This is a genomic window from Halodesulfovibrio spirochaetisodalis, assembly GCF_001672295.1.
GTDB classification, from domain to species: domain Bacteria; phylum Desulfobacterota; class Desulfovibrionia; order Desulfovibrionales; family Desulfovibrionaceae; genus Halodesulfovibrio; species Halodesulfovibrio spirochaetisodalis.
Window position 1 is genome coordinate 1 of record NZ_JXMS01000021.1, and the last position, 17225, is coordinate 17225.

Genomic DNA, 17225 nt, shown 5'->3' on the forward strand with positions numbered 1-17225 from the left:
TTAGATAGTGATAAAAATCACAATCTTGACTTTATAATATTTGTTTTAATTAATTTAGATGATTAGGGTTTTTGATATAGTGATTTCAAAAGAAAACAGAGATTGTCCGAGGAAAGGGCGGTAGCGTTTCTTCTGATTAGTGCATGCTAGTAAAATAGCAGATGGAAAATTGAGTAAAAAGAGTTGCTAAGTTAAACTGTTATGTGATACTTTTCACATGTAAAACGAAATCTATATTTTCGATAAGAAATGCAAGGCACACTGCAGTATTTTTCACATGTTATTCGCCATATTAATGACATGATCGAAAATGACGCCAATAGATTTAGATAATGTATGAGGCCGGTCCGTGACCGGCAGAAAAGCCTGACCGCGTTCGTGGTCAGGCTTTTTGTATGTGGCTTGGCGCTTGGCAAAGGGTGAGCTGGCTCAGCGGGATTAGCTGATCGTTGTGAGTATCAACCGCGTAGTGTCCCAATGAGTTTACTCAGTTCGCTGGAGTTTGATGCAAGTGCTTTCACCACTTCCTCCGATTCTCTCATGCCTGTGCCTGTTTCAGTCGCTACTTCATTTATGGCGGTGACACTTGAGAGAATGGTGGTTTGCTGGTCGGAATGAGTTCGCGAGTATTGCGCAATGCGCTCAATATGCTCACCCATTGAGGTTGAGAGCGATGTGATTTCCTGCAGCGCCTCAGATGAAGCTGAAACCAGTCTCGTGCTTTCTGCAACAGCTTCTACCGCTGCATTGGTGCTTGATATATTCCCCTGAATTTGTGAGCGGATAATATCGATGCTCTTGTTCACTGTTGTTGTTGCATCCATTGTGCGTTCGGCCAGTTTACGAACTTCGTCTGCAACTACGGCAAACCCGCGCCCAGAATCGCCAGCTCGGGCGGCTTCGATTGCGGCGTTGAGTGCAAGAAGGTTTGTCTGGTCGGCGATTTCGCTGATGACTCCGATAAGATTGCCGATACCCGCAGTCTGTTCACCGAACTCATGCATGCTGTCTTTCAACTCATTGGACAACTTTTGTACCCGCTGCATGGCCAGTGCTGTCTGTTCCATAACATTGGCACCGTTTTCTGCCTTTGATCTGGCCGTTTGCGCATTCTTGACTGCGTCCTCTGCAAATGAAGCGGAGTGTTCAAGTACCGTATTCATATCGTCTACAATATTGGTAGCTTCCTTGAGTTTGCTGATCTGTATGCGTGCTCCAACACCTATCTGTTCCACCTGTCCAGACAGGGTGATTGCCTCTGCAGAGACGTTTGACGCAATGGTTTCTGCCTGTTCTGCCACTTCCAGCATTTTGCTGTTCTGTTGCTGAATTCGCTGCTCTTTGGTTCGAATTTCGGTGAGGTCGCTTGCAAGCAGTATTGAACCGATGAGTTGTTTGTCCATGTCATAGAGCGGTGCGCAGTCGAGTAACACGTTCCGGTGTTCATCACCCGGAGTGATCCATGTTTCTTCTCTATTCAGAATTGCCTGTTGCTTGTGGAGTACATGCCTTGTTGATTTTTCGTGGTTGGCAATGAGAGAGGCGGCAGGTTTGCCTACATAGAATGAAGGCTCTTTTCCTTGCCCCACAAGGACAATGAACTGTTTGTTAACAAAAGCGATGCGGTTTTTGTGGTCTGTGATAATGCAGGGGTGCGTCATGCCTGCGAGTATGCTTTCAGAGAACCCAAGCTTTTCTTTAAGCTGGTTCACCATGTGCAGCATGCCTCCTGCAAGTTCTGCAATTTCTCCACTGAACGTATTATCAAGCTGGGCGGAAAGATTTCCTTCCGAGATTTTTTTGGCAAAGTTCAGAATTTTCTGGAATGGTTTTACCAATGAGAAGTGAATCATGCCGAACGTAGCGAGCAGGATGAGCAGGGTGCTCGCTACGCCGAGAATAAGTGTGGCGTACTGCAGCTCTTCAACCGCGGAAAAGGCGATGGATGTCGGAAGTTCGCTTATGATCGCCCATGTGTGATCGCCGAACTGAACAGGTGCATACGCGGTGGCGTATTCTTTGCCATCAAAGCTTGCATCTATAAGAGTGCCTTGTTCACCGGAAAGAGCAAGTTCAACTGCGTGTTGGGCAGCCTGTCCGGTAGACGGCGAGGAAAAGGAGCTTTTTATGCTGTGGGTGAGCGGGGCTCGAGAGAGGTCTGAGCGCATAAGGTGGTCGGTACCGACCAGATACGAGTCACTTTTGCCTGTACCGGCAGCATTGTTGATAAGAGCAGAGAGCTCACTCACTGGTAGTCTGAGTACAGCAACTCCCAAAATTTCTTGTGTATAGCTGTATACAGGTGCTGCAATGAATGCAGCCGGTGTATTGCTGTCCGGTTCAAACGGAGCAATATCTGTAAACGCTATTTCGCCTTTCATGGCTTTTTCCCATGCCGCAGAAAGAGCCGAGTTGTTGTATGTTCCGTGTTTGAAGTCCCGTCCCAGTTCCTGTCCGCGCTTTACAGAAAAAATGATACGTCCGTAATCATCCATGAGCAGAGCGTCTTCAAAGCCCAGTTCTTCAACAAAGGGGAGAAAAGAAGGGGCGACATACTGGTAGATATTTTCATACTCTTCATCCAGTTCCAGCGGTTTGCCTTGAACTGCTGTGTAGGTCGCGTCGCGTAGCATGCCTATGGCATTGTAGACTTCTTTTACTTTGGAAAAGATTACAGCTTCATGCTTCCATGTCGTGACGAGCGTTTCTATATGTTGCCTCTGCGCTTCCTGCGTAGAACGAAGCTGGGCAAAAGAATTGTTTTTCAGACTGACTGCTGCGGTGTGCACGCTGTATGTGCCCATAGCAAGCAGGGGGAGTAGGCCGATGCAAATACTAAACAGGGTCAACTTTGTGCGTAGCCGCATTTCCAGTCCTTTCGTTAGTGTTATCAGGATGATGAGAGTGATAGGTCACTAATGTTACAGACAGGTGAAGGCGGGGTGAAGAACGTGAGGTGCGTATTAGATTTGAGACGAGCCCTTGGATTTCGGGCAAAAAAAAAGATCATACTTTCGTATGATCTTTTTTAAGTGCATGGTGCCCAGGGGGAGACTCGAACTCCCACGGGCGTGGCCCACTACCCCCTCAAGATAGCGTGTCTACCAATTCCACCACCTGGGCACTTATATGAGCTTCGCTAATGTGTTGCTCTGAGGCTGCGTTAAGCTGTTGTTCCTCAACGCGGAAATGTGTTTATGTGGATTGGGGGTATTTGGCAAGCCTTTTTTGCATTTTTTTTCAGAAAGTTTCCCTGCAAAGAAAATATCATGGCTCGAACTACCTGTAGGTGAGTTAGTATGTACCGTGTTTTTTCGCCCCCCGGAAAGAGCACCAGTGAAATATCACCACACCAAGTAGGAGAAATCGTTATGAAACTGGTACGCATTTTTGCAATCACAGCCGTAATCATGAGTCTTGCAGCATCAGCTTTTGCTATGAAACAGGACATGATGGCGGATAAGCCTATGATGAAGAACGGTATGATTATGATGATGATGGCACCGGATGGCTCCATTATGCCTATGATGATGAAAGACGGAACAATGGTTCCTATGATGATGAAAGACGGCATGGCAAAGAAAAATATGAAGATGCCGATGATGCGGTCAAAATGCAGCATGATGATGATGCCTATGATGATGAAAGACGGCATGATGATGCCTGCTATGAAAGATATGAAAGACGACAAGATGATGATGAAGGACATGGACATGGAATGCATGATGGTGCCGGTTATGATGAATAATGGCATGGTCATGATGATGCCTGTGATGATGAAAGATGGCATGATGATGCCGATGACCATGAAAGACGGCAAGATGACACCGATGAGCATGCCTATGATGATGAACGGTGGCAAAGTTAAATAGAGCAACACTGCTTAAACTGTTGGTAGGCACCCTGCGCTGCAGGGTGCCTTTTTTATGGCTGCGAATATAGGAAGAAGGTGAAAAGGCTGATCAGCAGAGGAAAAGAAAGTGTATTTATTAGGATTGATAGCTAATATCTTTACAACGCGACAAGAAATACTTACTTGGAAGCTACGGCAGCTGAGTAAGTGCAAGAAGCCCATTCTTCACATGCTTCGATGTCGTTGAAATATTTTTTTAATAAAGACGGTACAGCATGCCTGATGTATCAACTGGTTGGCTAGAAAATAACGTATGCCGCGCATCAGGAACTGTAGTATGAAAGTAACTTCTTTGTATTCCAGCAGGCTTTAGAAACAAAATACTGCTTCAATACAACGTAACGGGGTGTTCCTGCCGCTGCCCATTCAGGCTGGAACAAAACTACGCAGGAGATGAGTGTGCAACGTTCTGAATCTATCCAAAGAATTGAAAGTCAGGATATCTGGGATGTACTGATCATCGGAGGCGGTGCCACTGGTCTAGGTGCCGGTGTGGACGCAGCCGCCAGAGGATATTCGACTTTAGTACTGGAGGCAGCAGATTTTTGTCAGGCCACATCCAGCCGAAGCACAAAGTTAGTGCACGGTGGAGTGCGGTATCTGCAGCAAATGAACTTTTCGCTGGTATATGATGCCCTGCATGAACGGGGACATATGCGCCGTAATGCACCACACCTTGTGGATGACCAGTCTTTTATTGTGCCTACCTATAGCTGGTGGGAAACATTCTATTACGGCATCGGTCTGGTTATGTACGACCTTCTGTCCGGACCGTTCAGTTTCGGACGCTCGTATCCCATGGTTCGTAGCAGAGCTTACCGCCATGTACCAGGATTAAATCCTGTGGGTGTTAAGGCTGGAGTACGCTATCATGACGGGCAGTTTGATGATTCCAGATATGCTATGACGCTTGCGAGAACTATGCACGATCTTGGTGGGGCTCCTGTAAACCACATGCAGGTGCGCTCTCTCATTAAAGAGCATGGTACTGTATTGGGTGTTGTCGCTGTGGATACACTGACAGGTAAGGAATATACAATTCACGCCCGTTCTGTAATCAATGCAACGGGTATCTTTACTGACTCTATCCGTCAGATGGATGACCCGTCAGCCCAGCCAATTTTGCAGCCGAGTCAGGGCATTCATATTATGCTCGACAGGTCTTTCTGCCCGGGAGAGGCTGGAATTCTTATTCCGAAAACAGATGACGGTCGTGTAGTCTTTATTTTGCCGTGGCATGACAAACTTATTGTCGGCACGACTGATACAGAAGTTGAAGGGCCGGAAATGGAGCCGAAGGCAACCAATGAGGAAGTGGATTTCCTCCTTGAGCATGTGGGCCGTTTCCTTGCCCGCAAGCCGCAGCGAAAAGACGTGCGTAGTGTATTCAACGGAATCCGTCCGCTGATTAAGGCTAAAGGTGCGGAAGGTACATCTGCATTATCACGTGATCATTATCTGACCGTCTCTCCCTCCGGTATGGTTACCATTGCTGGTGGTAAATGGACTACATACAGGAAAATGGCGGAAGATGTTGTGAATGTCAGCGCGGAGTCAGCAGGGCTTCCTAAAGTGGCAAGTCGTACAGCAAATATGCCGTTGCATGGCTGGACTCGTGACTTTGATAAGGACGATCCATTACGGGTATACGGAAGCGATGTTTACGAACTGTATGACTTGATGGAACAGGATGAGCTTCTTGCTGAGTTGATTCATCCTCGTCTTCCGTACCGTAAGGCTGAGGTTGTCTGGGCAGTGCAAAAAGAGATGGCGCAGACCCTGTATGGCGTGCTTGCATTACGCACCCGCGCACTATTGCTGGATGCTGCTGCAACAGTGGAAGCTGCTCCTGAAGTTGCCCGCATTATGGCCGCGGAGCTTGGGCTTTCCGGTGATGCTGCGAAAAACTGGATAGACACACAGTTGACTGATTTTACAGAAGTCGCATCACAATATATTGCAGACAATTGCTGCGAGCTTTAGCAGATAGATACCTAGATTGAAAAACTCCCCGTTTCCTACCGGAAGCGGGGAGTTTTATTTTAGGTCACGGAACCGTATGCGTAATAAGGTGGCGATTGTGCACCTGTATCAGTTTTTACTGAACTACTGAACTACTGAACTACTGAACTACTGAACTACTGGGCTGCTTCTTGCTTCTCCAGCAGTTTGTCGCTGTTCAGCTTGTTTTTATATACCCATGCAGCATTCTGGTAGTACGAGATTGCCTTTCGCACGAGTTCATCGTCTGTAGAACCACGAACGGTGTTAGTGGTGGTGTCGTTTTTGATTGTCTGGATCTCGATGGACTTTTTAGGACCAAGCACTGCCAGTCGCTTTCCGTCGAATAAACCGAGGTACTGGTAATTACCGATCAGAGCACGACCTTCTTCCGGTTTCATCTGTGCAATATCTTTTCCATAGAAGAAAGAAGAGTATGACCAGTTAAGTAATCCGAGAATTGTCGGCGCTACGTCGATCTGGCTGGACAGGGTTTCTACAAGCTTTGGCTGTACGATTTTTGGTGCATAAATCCACATAGGGATTCTGTAGCGGCGTACAGGCAGATTTACACGCCCAGCACTGCTGGCCTGATGGTCTGCAATAAAAACAAAGATGGTATTATCGAACCACGGCTTTGTCTTGGCATGTTTCAGGAAATCACCAATAGCCCAGTCTGTGTATTGAACAGCACCAGTTCTGCCGTCACCGGATGGAATGGATACACGGTTGTCAGGGTATGTGTATGGGCGATGGTTTGATGTGGTCATGACATGGAAAAAGAAAGGTTTCTTTGACTTATATGCCACGTCCGCAGTTTTGATTGCCTGATTGTAGAGGTATTCGTCAGCCATACCCCATGCATTTTCAAAACCGATATCTTCATTTGGTACAGAAGCCTGATCGATAATCTTGTAGCCGTTTCCAGAGAAGAATTCGTTCATATTATCGAAGTAGCCGCGTCCACCGTAGATGTAGTAACTGTCGTACCCTTTGGAGTTAAAAATCTGCCCAAGAGAGATATAGCCTTTCTCATTACCGGAACGTTTTACAATGGAACGTCCCGGAGTAGGCGGAATAGATAACGCAAGGGCTTCCAGTCCACGGGTTGTACGTGTGCCTGTTGCGAACATGTTTGTAAAGAACTGGGATTCTTTTTCAAGCGCATTCAGGTTCGGTGTCACTTCTGCTCTTGCTCCATAACGACCGAGGTATTTGGGGGTGAGGCTTTCAATGGTCACAAGGATTACATTGTACTTGTGCTCCTCACCTGTACGCTGAACAGTTCTGAAGATACTGTGCTGGTTGTCAGAAAGAAATGTTTCTGCTGTGTCAGCAAGCTCTGTTCTGATGATTGTATTTACGCTGTCTTCCGGCAGAGAACGGTAAAACAGGTAGTAGTCCAGTTCATTATTTTTAAATGCAGAAACAAACTGGTACGGACCGTTTGCTGCAAGTTCTTTCTGGTAAGTGTTGTCTGAAAAGTCCCGTAAGTCGCTGGTGAGGAATAAGCCACCTGTGGTTGCAACAAGGAGAATGCAGATAAACGGAAGCAGGCTGGAGATAAGCGAGTTTTTTGCTGCAAGTGCTCCGTTGATAACGGAACGGAATTGATATGTGAGCAAGCCTGCGATAGCAGCAATAGTCGGGATGATGACGAAAACAGGGTAGGATTCAATAATATTGTTAACTACTTCTCGTCTGTAGATAAGGTAATCTACTGAAATAAAGTTGAAGCGGACATTGAATTCTTCCCAGAAGATTACTTCTGAAGTTGCCCCGAAAATGAGAATGAAAATGGTAATAAAGAAGGCGCTGAAGATAAAAAATTTATTCGCTTTAGAGCGCCAGATGATATTGGGAGCAAATGTAATGTAGAGGCAGGGGAGGATTGTCGCAAAGGAAAAAAATACAAGGTCATAAATAAATCCTACAGAAAAAATCTGAAGGAGCTGGATGAAGTCCGGAGATGCATCATTCCATGAAAATACGAGCAATCCAAGGCGGACAAGTGTCCACAGGGATATTGCTACAGTAAAGGCTAACAGAACAGTACGGTATCTGTGTGTGCCTGGCGTGACGAGTTTGTCCATCTAGTTTTCCCTCGTTAAACTATTGGTAACCGGTTGCATGTTTAGAGAATATTCCCCTATATTGAGATTGTATTAGTAAGTAAAGGGTTAAGAGGAAGTTAACTGGATTGTAATGATGTTGTTAGAGATTGATTGAACGGGGAAACGCATTGAAAATGCTGGATGTGGATGGATAACAGAGAAGTTTTAAATGTATAAAAGAAAGAGCCGGTACCTTTGTAGTACCGGCTCATTTTTATCATGTGGGTTATGCAGTGTTATATACTTGGTGCTGTAATGGATTTTTGATGCTCATGGTATTTATCAATTGCAACAAAGTAGTCTGGATCTTCAAGTACATTAACAACACAAATTTCTTCTGCTTTTTCAATGAGCCGGACACAGTCTTTACTCAGGTGCCAGAAGTATACTGTTTTGCCGGAACGGCGGTAGCGGTCTGCCAGTTTATTAATAATTTCAATGGCTGACTGGTCCATAATTCGGGATTCTTCAAAGTCGATGACGACAGTGTCAGGATCATTTTTGATATCGAACTTGCTCATGAATAGTGAGGTGGAGCCGAAGAAGAGGGGGCCGTAGATCTGGTAGTGTTTGAAACCGCGCTCATCCACAAACTTACGTGCACGAATACGCAGAGCATTTTCCCACGCAAAAATAAGCGCAGAGATAACAACACCGCAAAGTACAGCTATAGCAAGGTCATATTTCACAGTGAGGAATGTCACCGTAAGAATCACAACAACATCCCACTTGGGAACTTTGTTCATGATTTTAAAGGTGCTCCAGGCAAATGTTTTTATGACTACAATAAACATAACGCCTACGAGGGCTGCGATAGGCACCATCTCAATATATTGGGATGTGCAGAGAATAAAGAACAGCAGGGCAAGCGCAGCTGTAATGCCGGAAAGGCGTCCGCGTCCGCCGGAAGTGATATTGATGATGCTCTGACCGATCATGGCACAGCCGCCCATACCCCCGAATAATCCGTTCACAATATTTGCCACACCTTGTGCAACGCACTCTTTGTTGCCACGGCCGTGAGTGTCTGTGAGTTCATCAATAAGGTTGAGCGTCATAAGCGACTCAATAAGGCCGATTGCAGCAAGAATACACGCATACGGGGCGATAAAAAGCAGAGTTTCCAGTGTGAAGGGAACTTGCGGAATAGCAAAGGTCGGCAGTCCGGCTTTGATTCCGTTGCCCCCGTTTGACTGGATAAAGGAAAGTACTGTCTGTGTGTCTATTCCTGTGCAGATAACGAGCAGTGATACCGCAATAATGGCGATGAGTGCGCCCGGGGCTTTGCTGCAGATGCGTGGAACAATAAGCAGAATGCCCATGGTCAGCGCCACAAGACCGCACATGATAAGCATGGCATCGCCTTGAAGTAGTGAGCCGCCTACTTTGAACATTTTAAGCTGGGATAAGAAAATAACAATCGCAAGGCCGTTTACAAAGCCCATCATAACGGAGCGCGGCACCATGCGGATAAGCTTACCCAGTCTGAAGGCTCCAGCAAGTCCTTGAAGAACGCCTACGAGCAGCAAGGTAACGAAAAGGTATTGTAACCCTGCGTTTGCTCCCGGTGCGCCCAATGCATTTCCTTCTGCCACAAGGTGAACCATTACGACTGCCATAGCGCCTGTCGCACCGGAGATCATACCCGGTCTGCCACCTAGAATGGATGTTATCAGACACATCATGAATGCTCCGTACAGGCCGACAATCGGTGATACTCCTGCCACAAATGAAAATGCGACGGCTTCAGGAACAAGTGCTAATGCAACGGTGAGACCGGAGAAAATGTCTGCCTGAATGCTCCCTTGAGAGCTTGGTACCATGGTATGGTTCGATTCCATTAAAAACTTCCTTATGGGAGAGGCGTCCCGAATGTATATTGTGCATACGCATAGAGCCATGTGGCTGTATGGCAGGCCGCAGATTGAGCAGGATGTCCAATGCACAATAAAAAAGACAAGACCTGACATCTTGTCTGCATGTGATGGACGTTTGATTTTTGAGCAAAAAAAGAACCGCGTTGAATTTGAGCGCTTGCTCAATATTGTAGCGGGAATGGTGAAGTAGGGAAGTTTTAAAAAGAAGTCAATTGATTGCGAACAAATGGCGCTCAATAATATTGAAGGACTATGTAGGTAATTTTGATCGCGTGAACAGGCTCAACTGTCTGAACGTAAAAAGCGCGTGAGTTCAGCCAGTTGAGCCTGTTTACGAAAACGCCTAGCTGACGTGGAGGTACGCCTCCTGCAGATGCTTGTCTGGTTCATCTTCAGGAGAATGTATTGCTCTATGTTCATTGTATAAAGCGTCCTCAGCTGAGGCGTAGATGTGTTCTGTACCGATCTTTTCTAATAGATGAGCTTTTTGCAGCACAGTGATAACCGTGTTGTTCGCTGCGCATAATGAAAAAGTAATATTGTTTGCGTGTACTTTTTCAATAATAAGCTCCAATGCTTCCGCGCCTGAACAATCAACATCGTTGATACCGCCAGCCGAGAGGATGATGTGCTTAAGCGACTCATTCTCTGTAATCTTTTCCGTAACGATATCCTCTAAGAAACTTGCGTTGGCGAAAAAGAGTGGGCCTTCAAACTGGATTACGGAGGTGTTTTTACAGTGTTCCAGCCCCGTGATGGAGGTATCCCGTTGTGTCTTGTTCAACGTGCGGGAGAGAAAAGAAACATTCGGGCGCATGCTCTTGTACAGGAACATAGCCAGTGACAGCGCAACGCCTATCATAATGCCTTTATCCAGATGTGGAGCATAGGCAAGCGTTGTAATGAAGGAAATGACAGAGATAGCTCCGTCGTACCACTTTATTTTCCATGCATGCACAAAGCTGGAGACGTTAAGCAGCCCGAATACTGCCATCATAATGATTGCCGCTAAAACTGCCTGCGGCAAATGATAGAGCAGTGGCGTACAGAACTGCAGTGTGAGAACAACCATAATGGAGGTAAACACACTGGACATGCCGGTTACGGCACCTGCTTGAAGATTGACTGCGGAACGGGAAAACGAACCGGACACAGGGTAACTACTGCCAAAGGCACCGGCCATGTTGGCAAGTCCCTGACCGATAAGTTCCTGATCGGGATTGATTCGTTGCCCTGTTTTAGCTGCCATGGCTTTGGCAATGGAGATTGCTTCCATAAAGCCAAGCAGGGAAATAATTATGGCAAACGGCACCAGATGCAGCACAACTGTCATATCAACAGCAGGTACAGCAAGTGCCGGAAGTCCTGATGGTATTGAACCGACAACAGCCCCTCCGCCCATCATCGTGATGGCGGAGTCTCTGAGGGGGGTGTTAGAAACACGAATCCGCCAGGTCCTGCCGTCGGTTTGTATATTCGGTGGCACGTTCTGCTGAAGGTAAAACGCGAGGGTTCCGTCAGAGAGTTCAACACCGTTGAACAACATTGTGCGGAGCTCTTTACGAAGCACATGCGTCTGTTGTTTTACGGTATCAAGTTTAAGTGCCAGTGTGTTGAGTTCATGTTGGATGTTCAGAGCATGAAGCGGCTCACCGAGGGCTTTGGCCTCTGTGAGTTTTTTATTTATCAGCGTACGTTCTGAAGCAAGTCCCTCTGCCGCAGCAAGGCTGCTGTTGAAGGCTGCGATAGTGTTCTGGGCTTGGGGAGAGACAATAGATTCTGCAGAAACGGTTGCATCATGATTGAATCCGGTAGCCCACGAAAGGCACGTGGTCAGTATGACTGCTGCCAGCACACTGGGGATTCGAGGAAGATAGCGCTTACATCCGATCATAATGGCAAAAGCAAGAAGTCCCATCCCTAACGTAGGAAGATGTGTATAGTCGAATGCGCTTTGTGCCACGCGAATAAGTGTTTCGTAGTGGTGAGAAGCTTTATCTACATAGACTCCGGCAAGCTTGGCTACCTGTGACGTTGCAATGATGATTGCTGCCGCGTTTGTGAATCCGTTGATGACAGGGTGGGAGAGAAAATTCACCACAAGCCCGAGTCTGAGTATGCCCAGCAGGAATTGAAATACCCCGACCATGAGTGCCAGCAGAATTGCGTAGACGATGTAGCCTTCGCTCCCCATTGTGGCGAGCGGCTCAAGAGAAGCGGCGGTCATGAGTGAGACAACAGCAACAGGGCCGGTTGCCAGCTGGCGGCTGGAGCCGAAAAGTGCTGCGATCAGCGGAGTGAGAAAGGATGCATACAGTCCGTAGTACGCAGGAAGGCCGGCAAGTTGTGCATAGGCCATCGACTGGGGGATAAGAACCAGAGCTACAGTCATCCCTGCAATGGTGTCTGAACGTAGAGATGAACTGTCGTATTCCTTAATCCAACGGAGAAAAGGGAAAATATTGGCTAGCATTCCAAAAACTTTCCTTTACCGGCTTGCAACACTTGGTAAGTGACGACTGGGGAACGCGCAACGGGTCGCAATCGTCAGTTAGCAAATGGCACAACAGGCAATCAAGGGTCGAGCATAAACTATGTACGACACGACCGATTGTGAATAATTACTCAAGCGCGTAGATCTGGGATAGCACCATAAAAACAAGATGAAAAGCATTAAGTTTGTGGGTATTGACTTGCTGTTCAAAGATTTTTTGTGATTTTTTCTGTAAATACATAGAGTTGTGCTTGAAGGAGGAAGGGTGGGTGCACATGTATTTGTGAATAAAATAACATTCGTGAGTATTGATTGAGAACTCAGTAGGTTGGATGAAATATCGTAGAAGGGAGAGCTGATCTAGAAGGTTGCAGCAGGGCAAAAAAAAAGATCATACTTTCGTATGATCTTTTGTAAGTGCATGGTGCCCAGGGGGAGACTCGAACTCCCACGGGCGTGGCCCACTACCCCCTCAAGATAGCGTGTCTACCAATTCCACCACCTGGGCACTTATATGAGCTTCGCTAATGCGTTGCTCTGAGGATGCGGTGAGTTTTTTCCCTCAACGCGGAAGAAGTATTTATGTGTATTACACGTGTTTGGCAAGTCTTTTTTTAGAAAAAATGAGAAAAAGTGCTTGAGCACAATTAAAAGGGCAGCTGATTTTGTTCAATGGAAGATAGCCATTATATTTTATGTAATATTTGTGTATGGTTGCTCAAGTTTTAGAGGCGCATCCTTGTGATGCTTTTGGCAGAGTACTTGAATAAGTCAGGCTTGGGCGTAGAAGGCGTAGTATAGGAATATAATGAACAAACTCGGTGAACACACGTTGGCATATGAAACGGTAGGGCCTTTTGTAACGCATGTGCATTTGCATCATAAGGATGGAACTAATAGGTATTCAGCTCGATCTGTGCGTAAGGGGGCACGGTGGATTCGTCCAATGATGCTGGGTGCTGATGCACAGGCAAAGTATGTTGTCTGCACAAAGCGGATTAATTACTGGGTAGCAGTAGCATTTATGATCGGCTCTTTTTTGTTTGCACTCCCGGGATTTTTTCCCGAAGCACTGGCTGCGTATAGTAATATGGTCTTTTTTTGTGGTTCGGTCTTTTTCACCTCTGCCGGATACTTGCAGCTGGTAGAATCAATAAATAAAGACATTACCAACCCAGAGTTATTCCGTACTGAGCAATGTTACTGGATACGGTTTGCATGGCGACCAAAAAATTTAGGGTATCTTTCATCGCTTGTGCAGTTTGCAGGAACGTTAATGTTTAATGTTAACTGTGGCTCTGCTTTTTTTCCGCTTACGATTTTGCAGCAGAATATGCTGATATGGGGTTCAGGTATGCTGGGGAGTATTTGCTTTTTGGTCTCATGCCTGTTTGCGTGGTTGGAGATATGCCGTGACCCGTCTATTACTGCTGGCCAATCTCCTGAATGGTGGATTGTGTGGAGTAATATTGTAGGTTCCATTGCATTTCAAATTTCCAGTATTGTATCGTTTTATCTCCCTCAGACTGGTGCTGAATTTGCTCCGACAGTATCCAGCTTTTATCTGACCTTGGGGGCAATCTGCTTTTTTATTGCAGCTGCTTTGTTGCGAATTGAAGATATTGTCGATTCGAGGAAATTGATCAGTGGAGAGTATAGCGCGTAGCAGGGGGAAGTGTTGATTGAGAGCGTTGCTTGTCGGGAGTCGTGGCTTGCGTCAGCAAAACGTGTGAAGATGCTATGAGGCAATAAAAGAGAAACGGCATCTGAATCCAGAAGGAGTCAGATGCCGTTTGCGGTATTATTTCTGCGCAGCTACAACGGAGACTTCGATGAGAAGTTCCGGGCGTGCAAGCCGCGCTTCAACACAGGCACGAGCAGGTGCGTGGCCTTCAGGTACCCATGCATCCCATACTTCGTTCATCTGTGCAAAATCTTTCATATCACGGATGTATAAGGTTGCAGAAAGCATGTGCTCTTTGTCACTGCCTGCTTCTGCGAGCAGTGCTTCAACTTTTGCGAGCATAGTGCGTGTCTGCTCTTTGATGTCTTTGGTTGCATCTTCTGCTACCTGACCAGCAAGGTATACTACACCGTTGTTGATAACGATTTTACTCATGCGGGTGCCGATTTCCATGCGTTTGATATCGCTCATGTTCTGTCCTTTTTCTACGCTGCTGCCAGCGCATAGCATATGTTCAGAAAATAGCAGCTCATGACCCCTCTTGAATTGAGAAAGAGAGAAGGCTGTTGTTTCAACAGTGCTTCAGGCGGCTGTTTGCCCACGATCGGCCCAAGCAGAGATGTTTTTTTCTGCAAGCGTGGAAAAGGCCGGAAATCTTGACAGTATGTACTGATGCCTGAAGTTGTCTTCCCTTATGCAACATTCAGTTGCAGTCGGTAGACGTTGCTTGATTCCTTCATGACGCGGAAGATGTCAACAACTGTTTTATTGTAGTTTCAAAGATTGCTGGCTTACTGGAAGAAGTAAACGTGGATACAGGTAAGGAAGCAAGCGTATGGCAGTCATAAAAAAAGCCCGCCATAAGGCGGGCTTTTGATGCCGAAGCTAAGTTCGCTTAGTAGCGAGGGCGACGCTCACGAGGCTGTGCTTCGTTTACACGAAGGTCACGACCCTGGAAGCTAGTGCCGTTGAGTGCTTCAATAGCCTGAGTTGCACCGTCAGCATCCATTTCCACGAAGCCAAAACCACGGGAACGACCAGTTTCACGGTCTTCGATTACACGAGCAGATGCAACTTCGCCGAAATCAGCAAAAAGGTTGCGAAGGTCTTGGTCAGTACAGCCCCAGGAAAGGTTGCCAACATAAATATTCTTATTCAAAACAAAAAACTCCAAAGAAAGGATTGTCCCCCGCCACAAAGCAAGCTTTGTTCGGGGCGTGTGTGCTACAAACCCAAGGGAAACTGAAGCACGATGTAAATACGATTATTGACCGTATCTGTGTTCATGACATTGGTCAATCGTTTCCTGTATTTTTTGTGCTTTTATTTCGCAAAAAAAAATCTAATACGTTTGTATATGGTTGTATGAATAACGTGCTGGTTTTGATGTGGAAAAGAAATGTGGAGGAATTTGCCGCAGCGAATTTGAAATGATTTTGTATCCGGTTACATGAAATGAAAAGTGATGAAATATGCAGGCGATCTGTGCAGAGGGTTGAATTTCGCTGGTTACGGGGCATCGTTGTTTGGGAAAACGATTGAAGAAAAGAGATAATTGTTGCGCTCGGAATGTGCATCAAGATTGCGTCAGGGCCAAAAAAAAAGATCATACTTTCGTATGATCTTTTATAAGTGCATGGTGCCCAGGGGGAGACTCGAACTCCCACGGGCGTGGCCCACTACCCCCTCAAGATAGCGTGTCTACCAATTCCACCACCTGGGCACTTATATGAGCTTCGCTAGTGCGTCACTCTGAGGCTGCGTTGAGCTGTTGTTCCTCAACGCGGAAATGTGTTTATGTGGAACGGCGTTGCTTTGCAAGTGTTTTTTTGAGTTTTTTGTAATTTTTCTGAGCAAACATATTGTTTGAGAATCATGATGTTGGTCTATCTGGTTGATTCTATTATATGTAGAATGTTTTTACTGGAATAAAATTTTTGATGGTAATTATCTGCTGAATTGTGATTTGACGGCCTGCAAGTAAGTCTGGCTTTTTATCGTGCTTGAAATTACTCATGCATATGAATCTGTCAGCCTATTGGCATAGATTGTTGCTGATGCAGGGCAGTATATCCAAGATACACAACTCCCACTGGAGCATTTATATGAAATCGACCCTCTTTCTTGATATTGGCAGCGGTACGCAGGATGTTTTGTATTACCGTGACGACATGGAACTGGAAAATTGCAGCAAGTTTGTTCTGCCTTCTCCTGCAAAGATGATTGCAAAGCGTATTTCGGAACTGACGGAAGCCGGACGCGATATCTATATGTATGGAACCAATATGGGCGGCGGTTTTTTTGGTGCAATGAAAAAGCATCTTGAAGCTGGTCTGCATGTGGCGATTCATCCTGAAGCTGCATACGCACTGAATGACGATCCGAAGCGGGTGGCTTCTCTTGGCATTACTCTTTGTGATACATGCCCGTCCGGATATGTTCCTGTTGAATTGTGTGATTACAATGCAGGCTGGTGGAATGCGTATCTTGGCATGGCTGGTTTACCTTACCCTGATGAGGTTGTTGTGGCAGCGCAGGATCACGGCGTGCATGAAGAGGAGAGCAATCGTATAGGTCGGTTCCGCATGTGGCAGGAATTGTTAACCCGTCATCAGGGCAATCCCTATTCATTATTGTACAAGAAGCCTGCTGAAAGTCTGACCAGATTAGCGACGGTTCAGAAAGCGACAGGCGGTGGGTGTGTTGCAGATAGCGCTGCAGCAGCCGTGCTGGGTGCATTGTTTGTACCTGAGGTAACACAGCGTTGCTGGCGTACCGGTATTACTGTTGTGAATGTCGGTAACAGCCACATTTCAGCGTTTCTCGTATATCAGGAAAAAATTTATGGTGTGTACGAACACCATACCGGGATGTTGACACAGGAACAGCTCCAGCATGACTTAAAAGAGTTTCGTCGCGGCTGGCTGACAGATGATATGGTGCGCGATGCCGGAGGGCATGGATGTATGTATATTGATGTGCCGGATGAGGGCGAAGGCTTTTTCCCGACCTATCTGCTTGGCCCGAAACGTTCTATCCTTGAAGGTAGCGGAGTTATGATTGCTCCGGGGGGGGATATGATGCTCGCCGGTTGTTTCGGGTTGCTAAAGGCACTGGAGAATCTTGAATAAAATTATTTTTT

The 17225-nt window shown here is 46.4% G+C and carries 11 protein-coding genes and 3 tRNA genes; 5 read left to right on the top strand and 9 right to left on the bottom strand.

Going from position 1 to position 17225, the window contains the following annotated elements:
* Positions 1 to 458: 458 nt before the first annotated feature.
* Both SP90_RS11560 and SP90_RS11565 read right to left on the bottom strand, forming a co-directional pair.
* The gene (locus SP90_RS11560; protein WP_066856270.1) at positions 459 to 2867 is read right to left on the bottom strand and encodes a methyl-accepting chemotaxis protein; all 2409 of its coding nucleotides are present in this window, start codon (positions 2865 to 2867) and stop codon (positions 459 to 461) included.
* Between the two features lie 170 nt (positions 2868 to 3037).
* Positions 3038 to 3123 (bottom strand) — tRNA-Leu (locus SP90_RS11565).
* 248 nt (positions 3124 to 3371) lie between these two features.
* Between SP90_RS11565 and SP90_RS11570 the strand changes: the two genes are divergently transcribed.
* Both SP90_RS11570 and SP90_RS11575 read left to right on the top strand, forming a co-directional pair.
* Complete coding sequence (locus SP90_RS11570; RefSeq protein ID WP_066856273.1) at positions 3372 to 3872, top strand: hypothetical protein; 501 nt, start codon at positions 3372 to 3374, stop codon at positions 3870 to 3872.
* Positions 3873 to 4306: 434 nt separating this feature from the next.
* Complete coding sequence (locus SP90_RS11575; protein WP_231895560.1) at positions 4307 to 5896, top strand: glycerol-3-phosphate dehydrogenase/oxidase; 1590 nt, start codon at positions 4307 to 4309, stop codon at positions 5894 to 5896.
* A gap of 155 nt (positions 5897 to 6051) precedes the next feature.
* On the opposite strand, the gene SP90_RS11580 is transcribed toward SP90_RS11575, so the two are convergent.
* Together SP90_RS11580 and SP90_RS11585 are read right to left on the bottom strand one after the other, a co-directional pair.
* Positions 6052 to 8007: an LTA synthase family protein gene (locus SP90_RS11580; RefSeq protein ID WP_066856277.1), complete on the bottom strand. Its 1956-nt coding sequence runs from the start codon at positions 8005 to 8007 to the stop codon at positions 6052 to 6054.
* Between the two features lie 257 nt (positions 8008 to 8264).
* Positions 8265 to 9869 carry a SulP family inorganic anion transporter gene (locus SP90_RS11585; protein WP_066856280.1) on the bottom strand — a complete coding sequence of 535 codons (1605 nt, stop codon included), beginning with the start codon at positions 9867 to 9869 and terminating at the stop codon, positions 8265 to 8267.
* Here SP90_RS11585 and SP90_RS11590 point away from each other — a divergent pair.
* On the top strand, positions 9850 to 10095 hold the full coding sequence (locus SP90_RS11590; RefSeq protein ID WP_157471271.1) for a hypothetical protein: 246 nt from the start codon (positions 9850 to 9852) through the stop codon (positions 10093 to 10095). The genes SP90_RS11585 and SP90_RS11590 overlap by 20 nt on opposite strands.
* 153 nt (positions 10096 to 10248) lie before the next feature.
* Here the strand turns inward: SP90_RS11590 and SP90_RS11595 are convergent, their stop codons facing one another.
* Both SP90_RS11595 and SP90_RS11600 read right to left on the bottom strand, forming a co-directional pair.
* Positions 10249 to 12378: a SulP family inorganic anion transporter gene (locus SP90_RS11595; protein ID WP_066856286.1), complete on the bottom strand. Its 2130-nt coding sequence runs from the start codon at positions 12376 to 12378 to the stop codon at positions 10249 to 10251.
* A gap of 443 nt (positions 12379 to 12821) precedes the next feature.
* Positions 12822 to 12907: transfer RNA gene (locus SP90_RS11600), tRNA-Leu, on the bottom strand.
* A gap of 300 nt (positions 12908 to 13207) precedes the next feature.
* Between SP90_RS11600 and SP90_RS11605 the strand changes: the two genes are divergently transcribed.
* Complete coding sequence (locus SP90_RS11605; RefSeq protein ID WP_157471273.1) at positions 13208 to 14065, top strand: hypothetical protein; 858 nt, start codon at positions 13208 to 13210, stop codon at positions 14063 to 14065.
* A 135-nt stretch (positions 14066 to 14200) separates the two neighbouring features.
* Here SP90_RS11605 and SP90_RS11610 read toward each other — a convergent pair whose 3' ends face one another.
* The 3 genes from SP90_RS11610 to SP90_RS11625 all read right to left on the bottom strand — a co-directional run bounded on the left by SP90_RS11610 (position 14201) and on the right by SP90_RS11625 (position 15806).
* Positions 14201 to 14554 (bottom strand): RidA family protein, encoded by a 354-nt coding sequence (locus SP90_RS11610; protein ID WP_066856408.1) that lies wholly within the window; start codon positions 14552 to 14554, stop codon positions 14201 to 14203.
* Between the two features lie 424 nt (positions 14555 to 14978).
* Positions 14979 to 15242 carry an RNA recognition motif domain-containing protein gene (locus tag SP90_RS11615; RefSeq protein ID WP_066856293.1) on the bottom strand — a complete coding sequence of 88 codons (264 nt, stop codon included), beginning with the start codon at positions 15240 to 15242 and terminating at the stop codon, positions 14979 to 14981.
* Between the two features lie 478 nt (positions 15243 to 15720).
* Positions 15721 to 15806 (bottom strand) — tRNA-Leu (locus SP90_RS11625).
* A gap of 382 nt (positions 15807 to 16188) precedes the next feature.
* Between SP90_RS11625 and SP90_RS11630 the strand changes: the two genes are divergently transcribed.
* On the top strand, positions 16189 to 17214 hold the full coding sequence (locus tag SP90_RS11630) for a DUF1786 domain-containing protein (protein WP_066856299.1): 1026 nt from the start codon (positions 16189 to 16191) through the stop codon (positions 17212 to 17214).
* Positions 17215 to 17225 lie beyond the last annotated feature (11 nt).

What these genes read in the sequence shown, in the direction of transcription:
- SP90_RS11575 (WP_231895560.1), top strand. Translation starts at nt 4,307, where the DNA reads ATGAGTGTGCAACGTTCTGAATCTATCCAAAGAATTGAAAGTCAGGAT.
- SP90_RS11585 (WP_066856280.1), bottom strand. Translation starts at nt 9,869, where the DNA reads ATGGAATCGAACCATACCATGGTACCAAGCTCTCAAGGGAGCATTCAG.
- SP90_RS11560 (WP_066856270.1), bottom strand. Translation starts at nt 2,867, where the DNA reads ATGCGGCTACGCACAAAGTTGACCCTGTTTAGTATTTGCATCGGCCTA.
- SP90_RS11630 (WP_066856299.1), top strand. Translation starts at nt 16,189, where the DNA reads ATGAAATCGACCCTCTTTCTTGATATTGGCAGCGGTACGCAGGATGTT.
- SP90_RS11610 (WP_066856408.1), bottom strand. Translation starts at nt 14,554, where the DNA reads ATGAGCGATATCAAACGCATGGAAATCGGCACCCGCATGAGTAAAATC.
- SP90_RS11595 (WP_066856286.1), bottom strand. Translation starts at nt 12,378, where the DNA reads ATGCTAGCCAATATTTTCCCTTTTCTCCGTTGGATTAAGGAATACGAC.
- SP90_RS11590 (WP_157471271.1), top strand. Translation starts at nt 9,850, where the DNA reads ATGGTATGGTTCGATTCCATTAAAAACTTCCTTATGGGAGAGGCGTCC.
- SP90_RS11605 (WP_157471273.1), top strand. Translation starts at nt 13,208, where the DNA reads ATGAACAAACTCGGTGAACACACGTTGGCATATGAAACGGTAGGGCCT.
- SP90_RS11570 (WP_066856273.1), top strand. Translation starts at nt 3,372, where the DNA reads ATGAAACTGGTACGCATTTTTGCAATCACAGCCGTAATCATGAGTCTT.
- SP90_RS11580 (WP_066856277.1), bottom strand. Translation starts at nt 8,007, where the DNA reads ATGGACAAACTCGTCACGCCAGGCACACACAGATACCGTACTGTTCTG.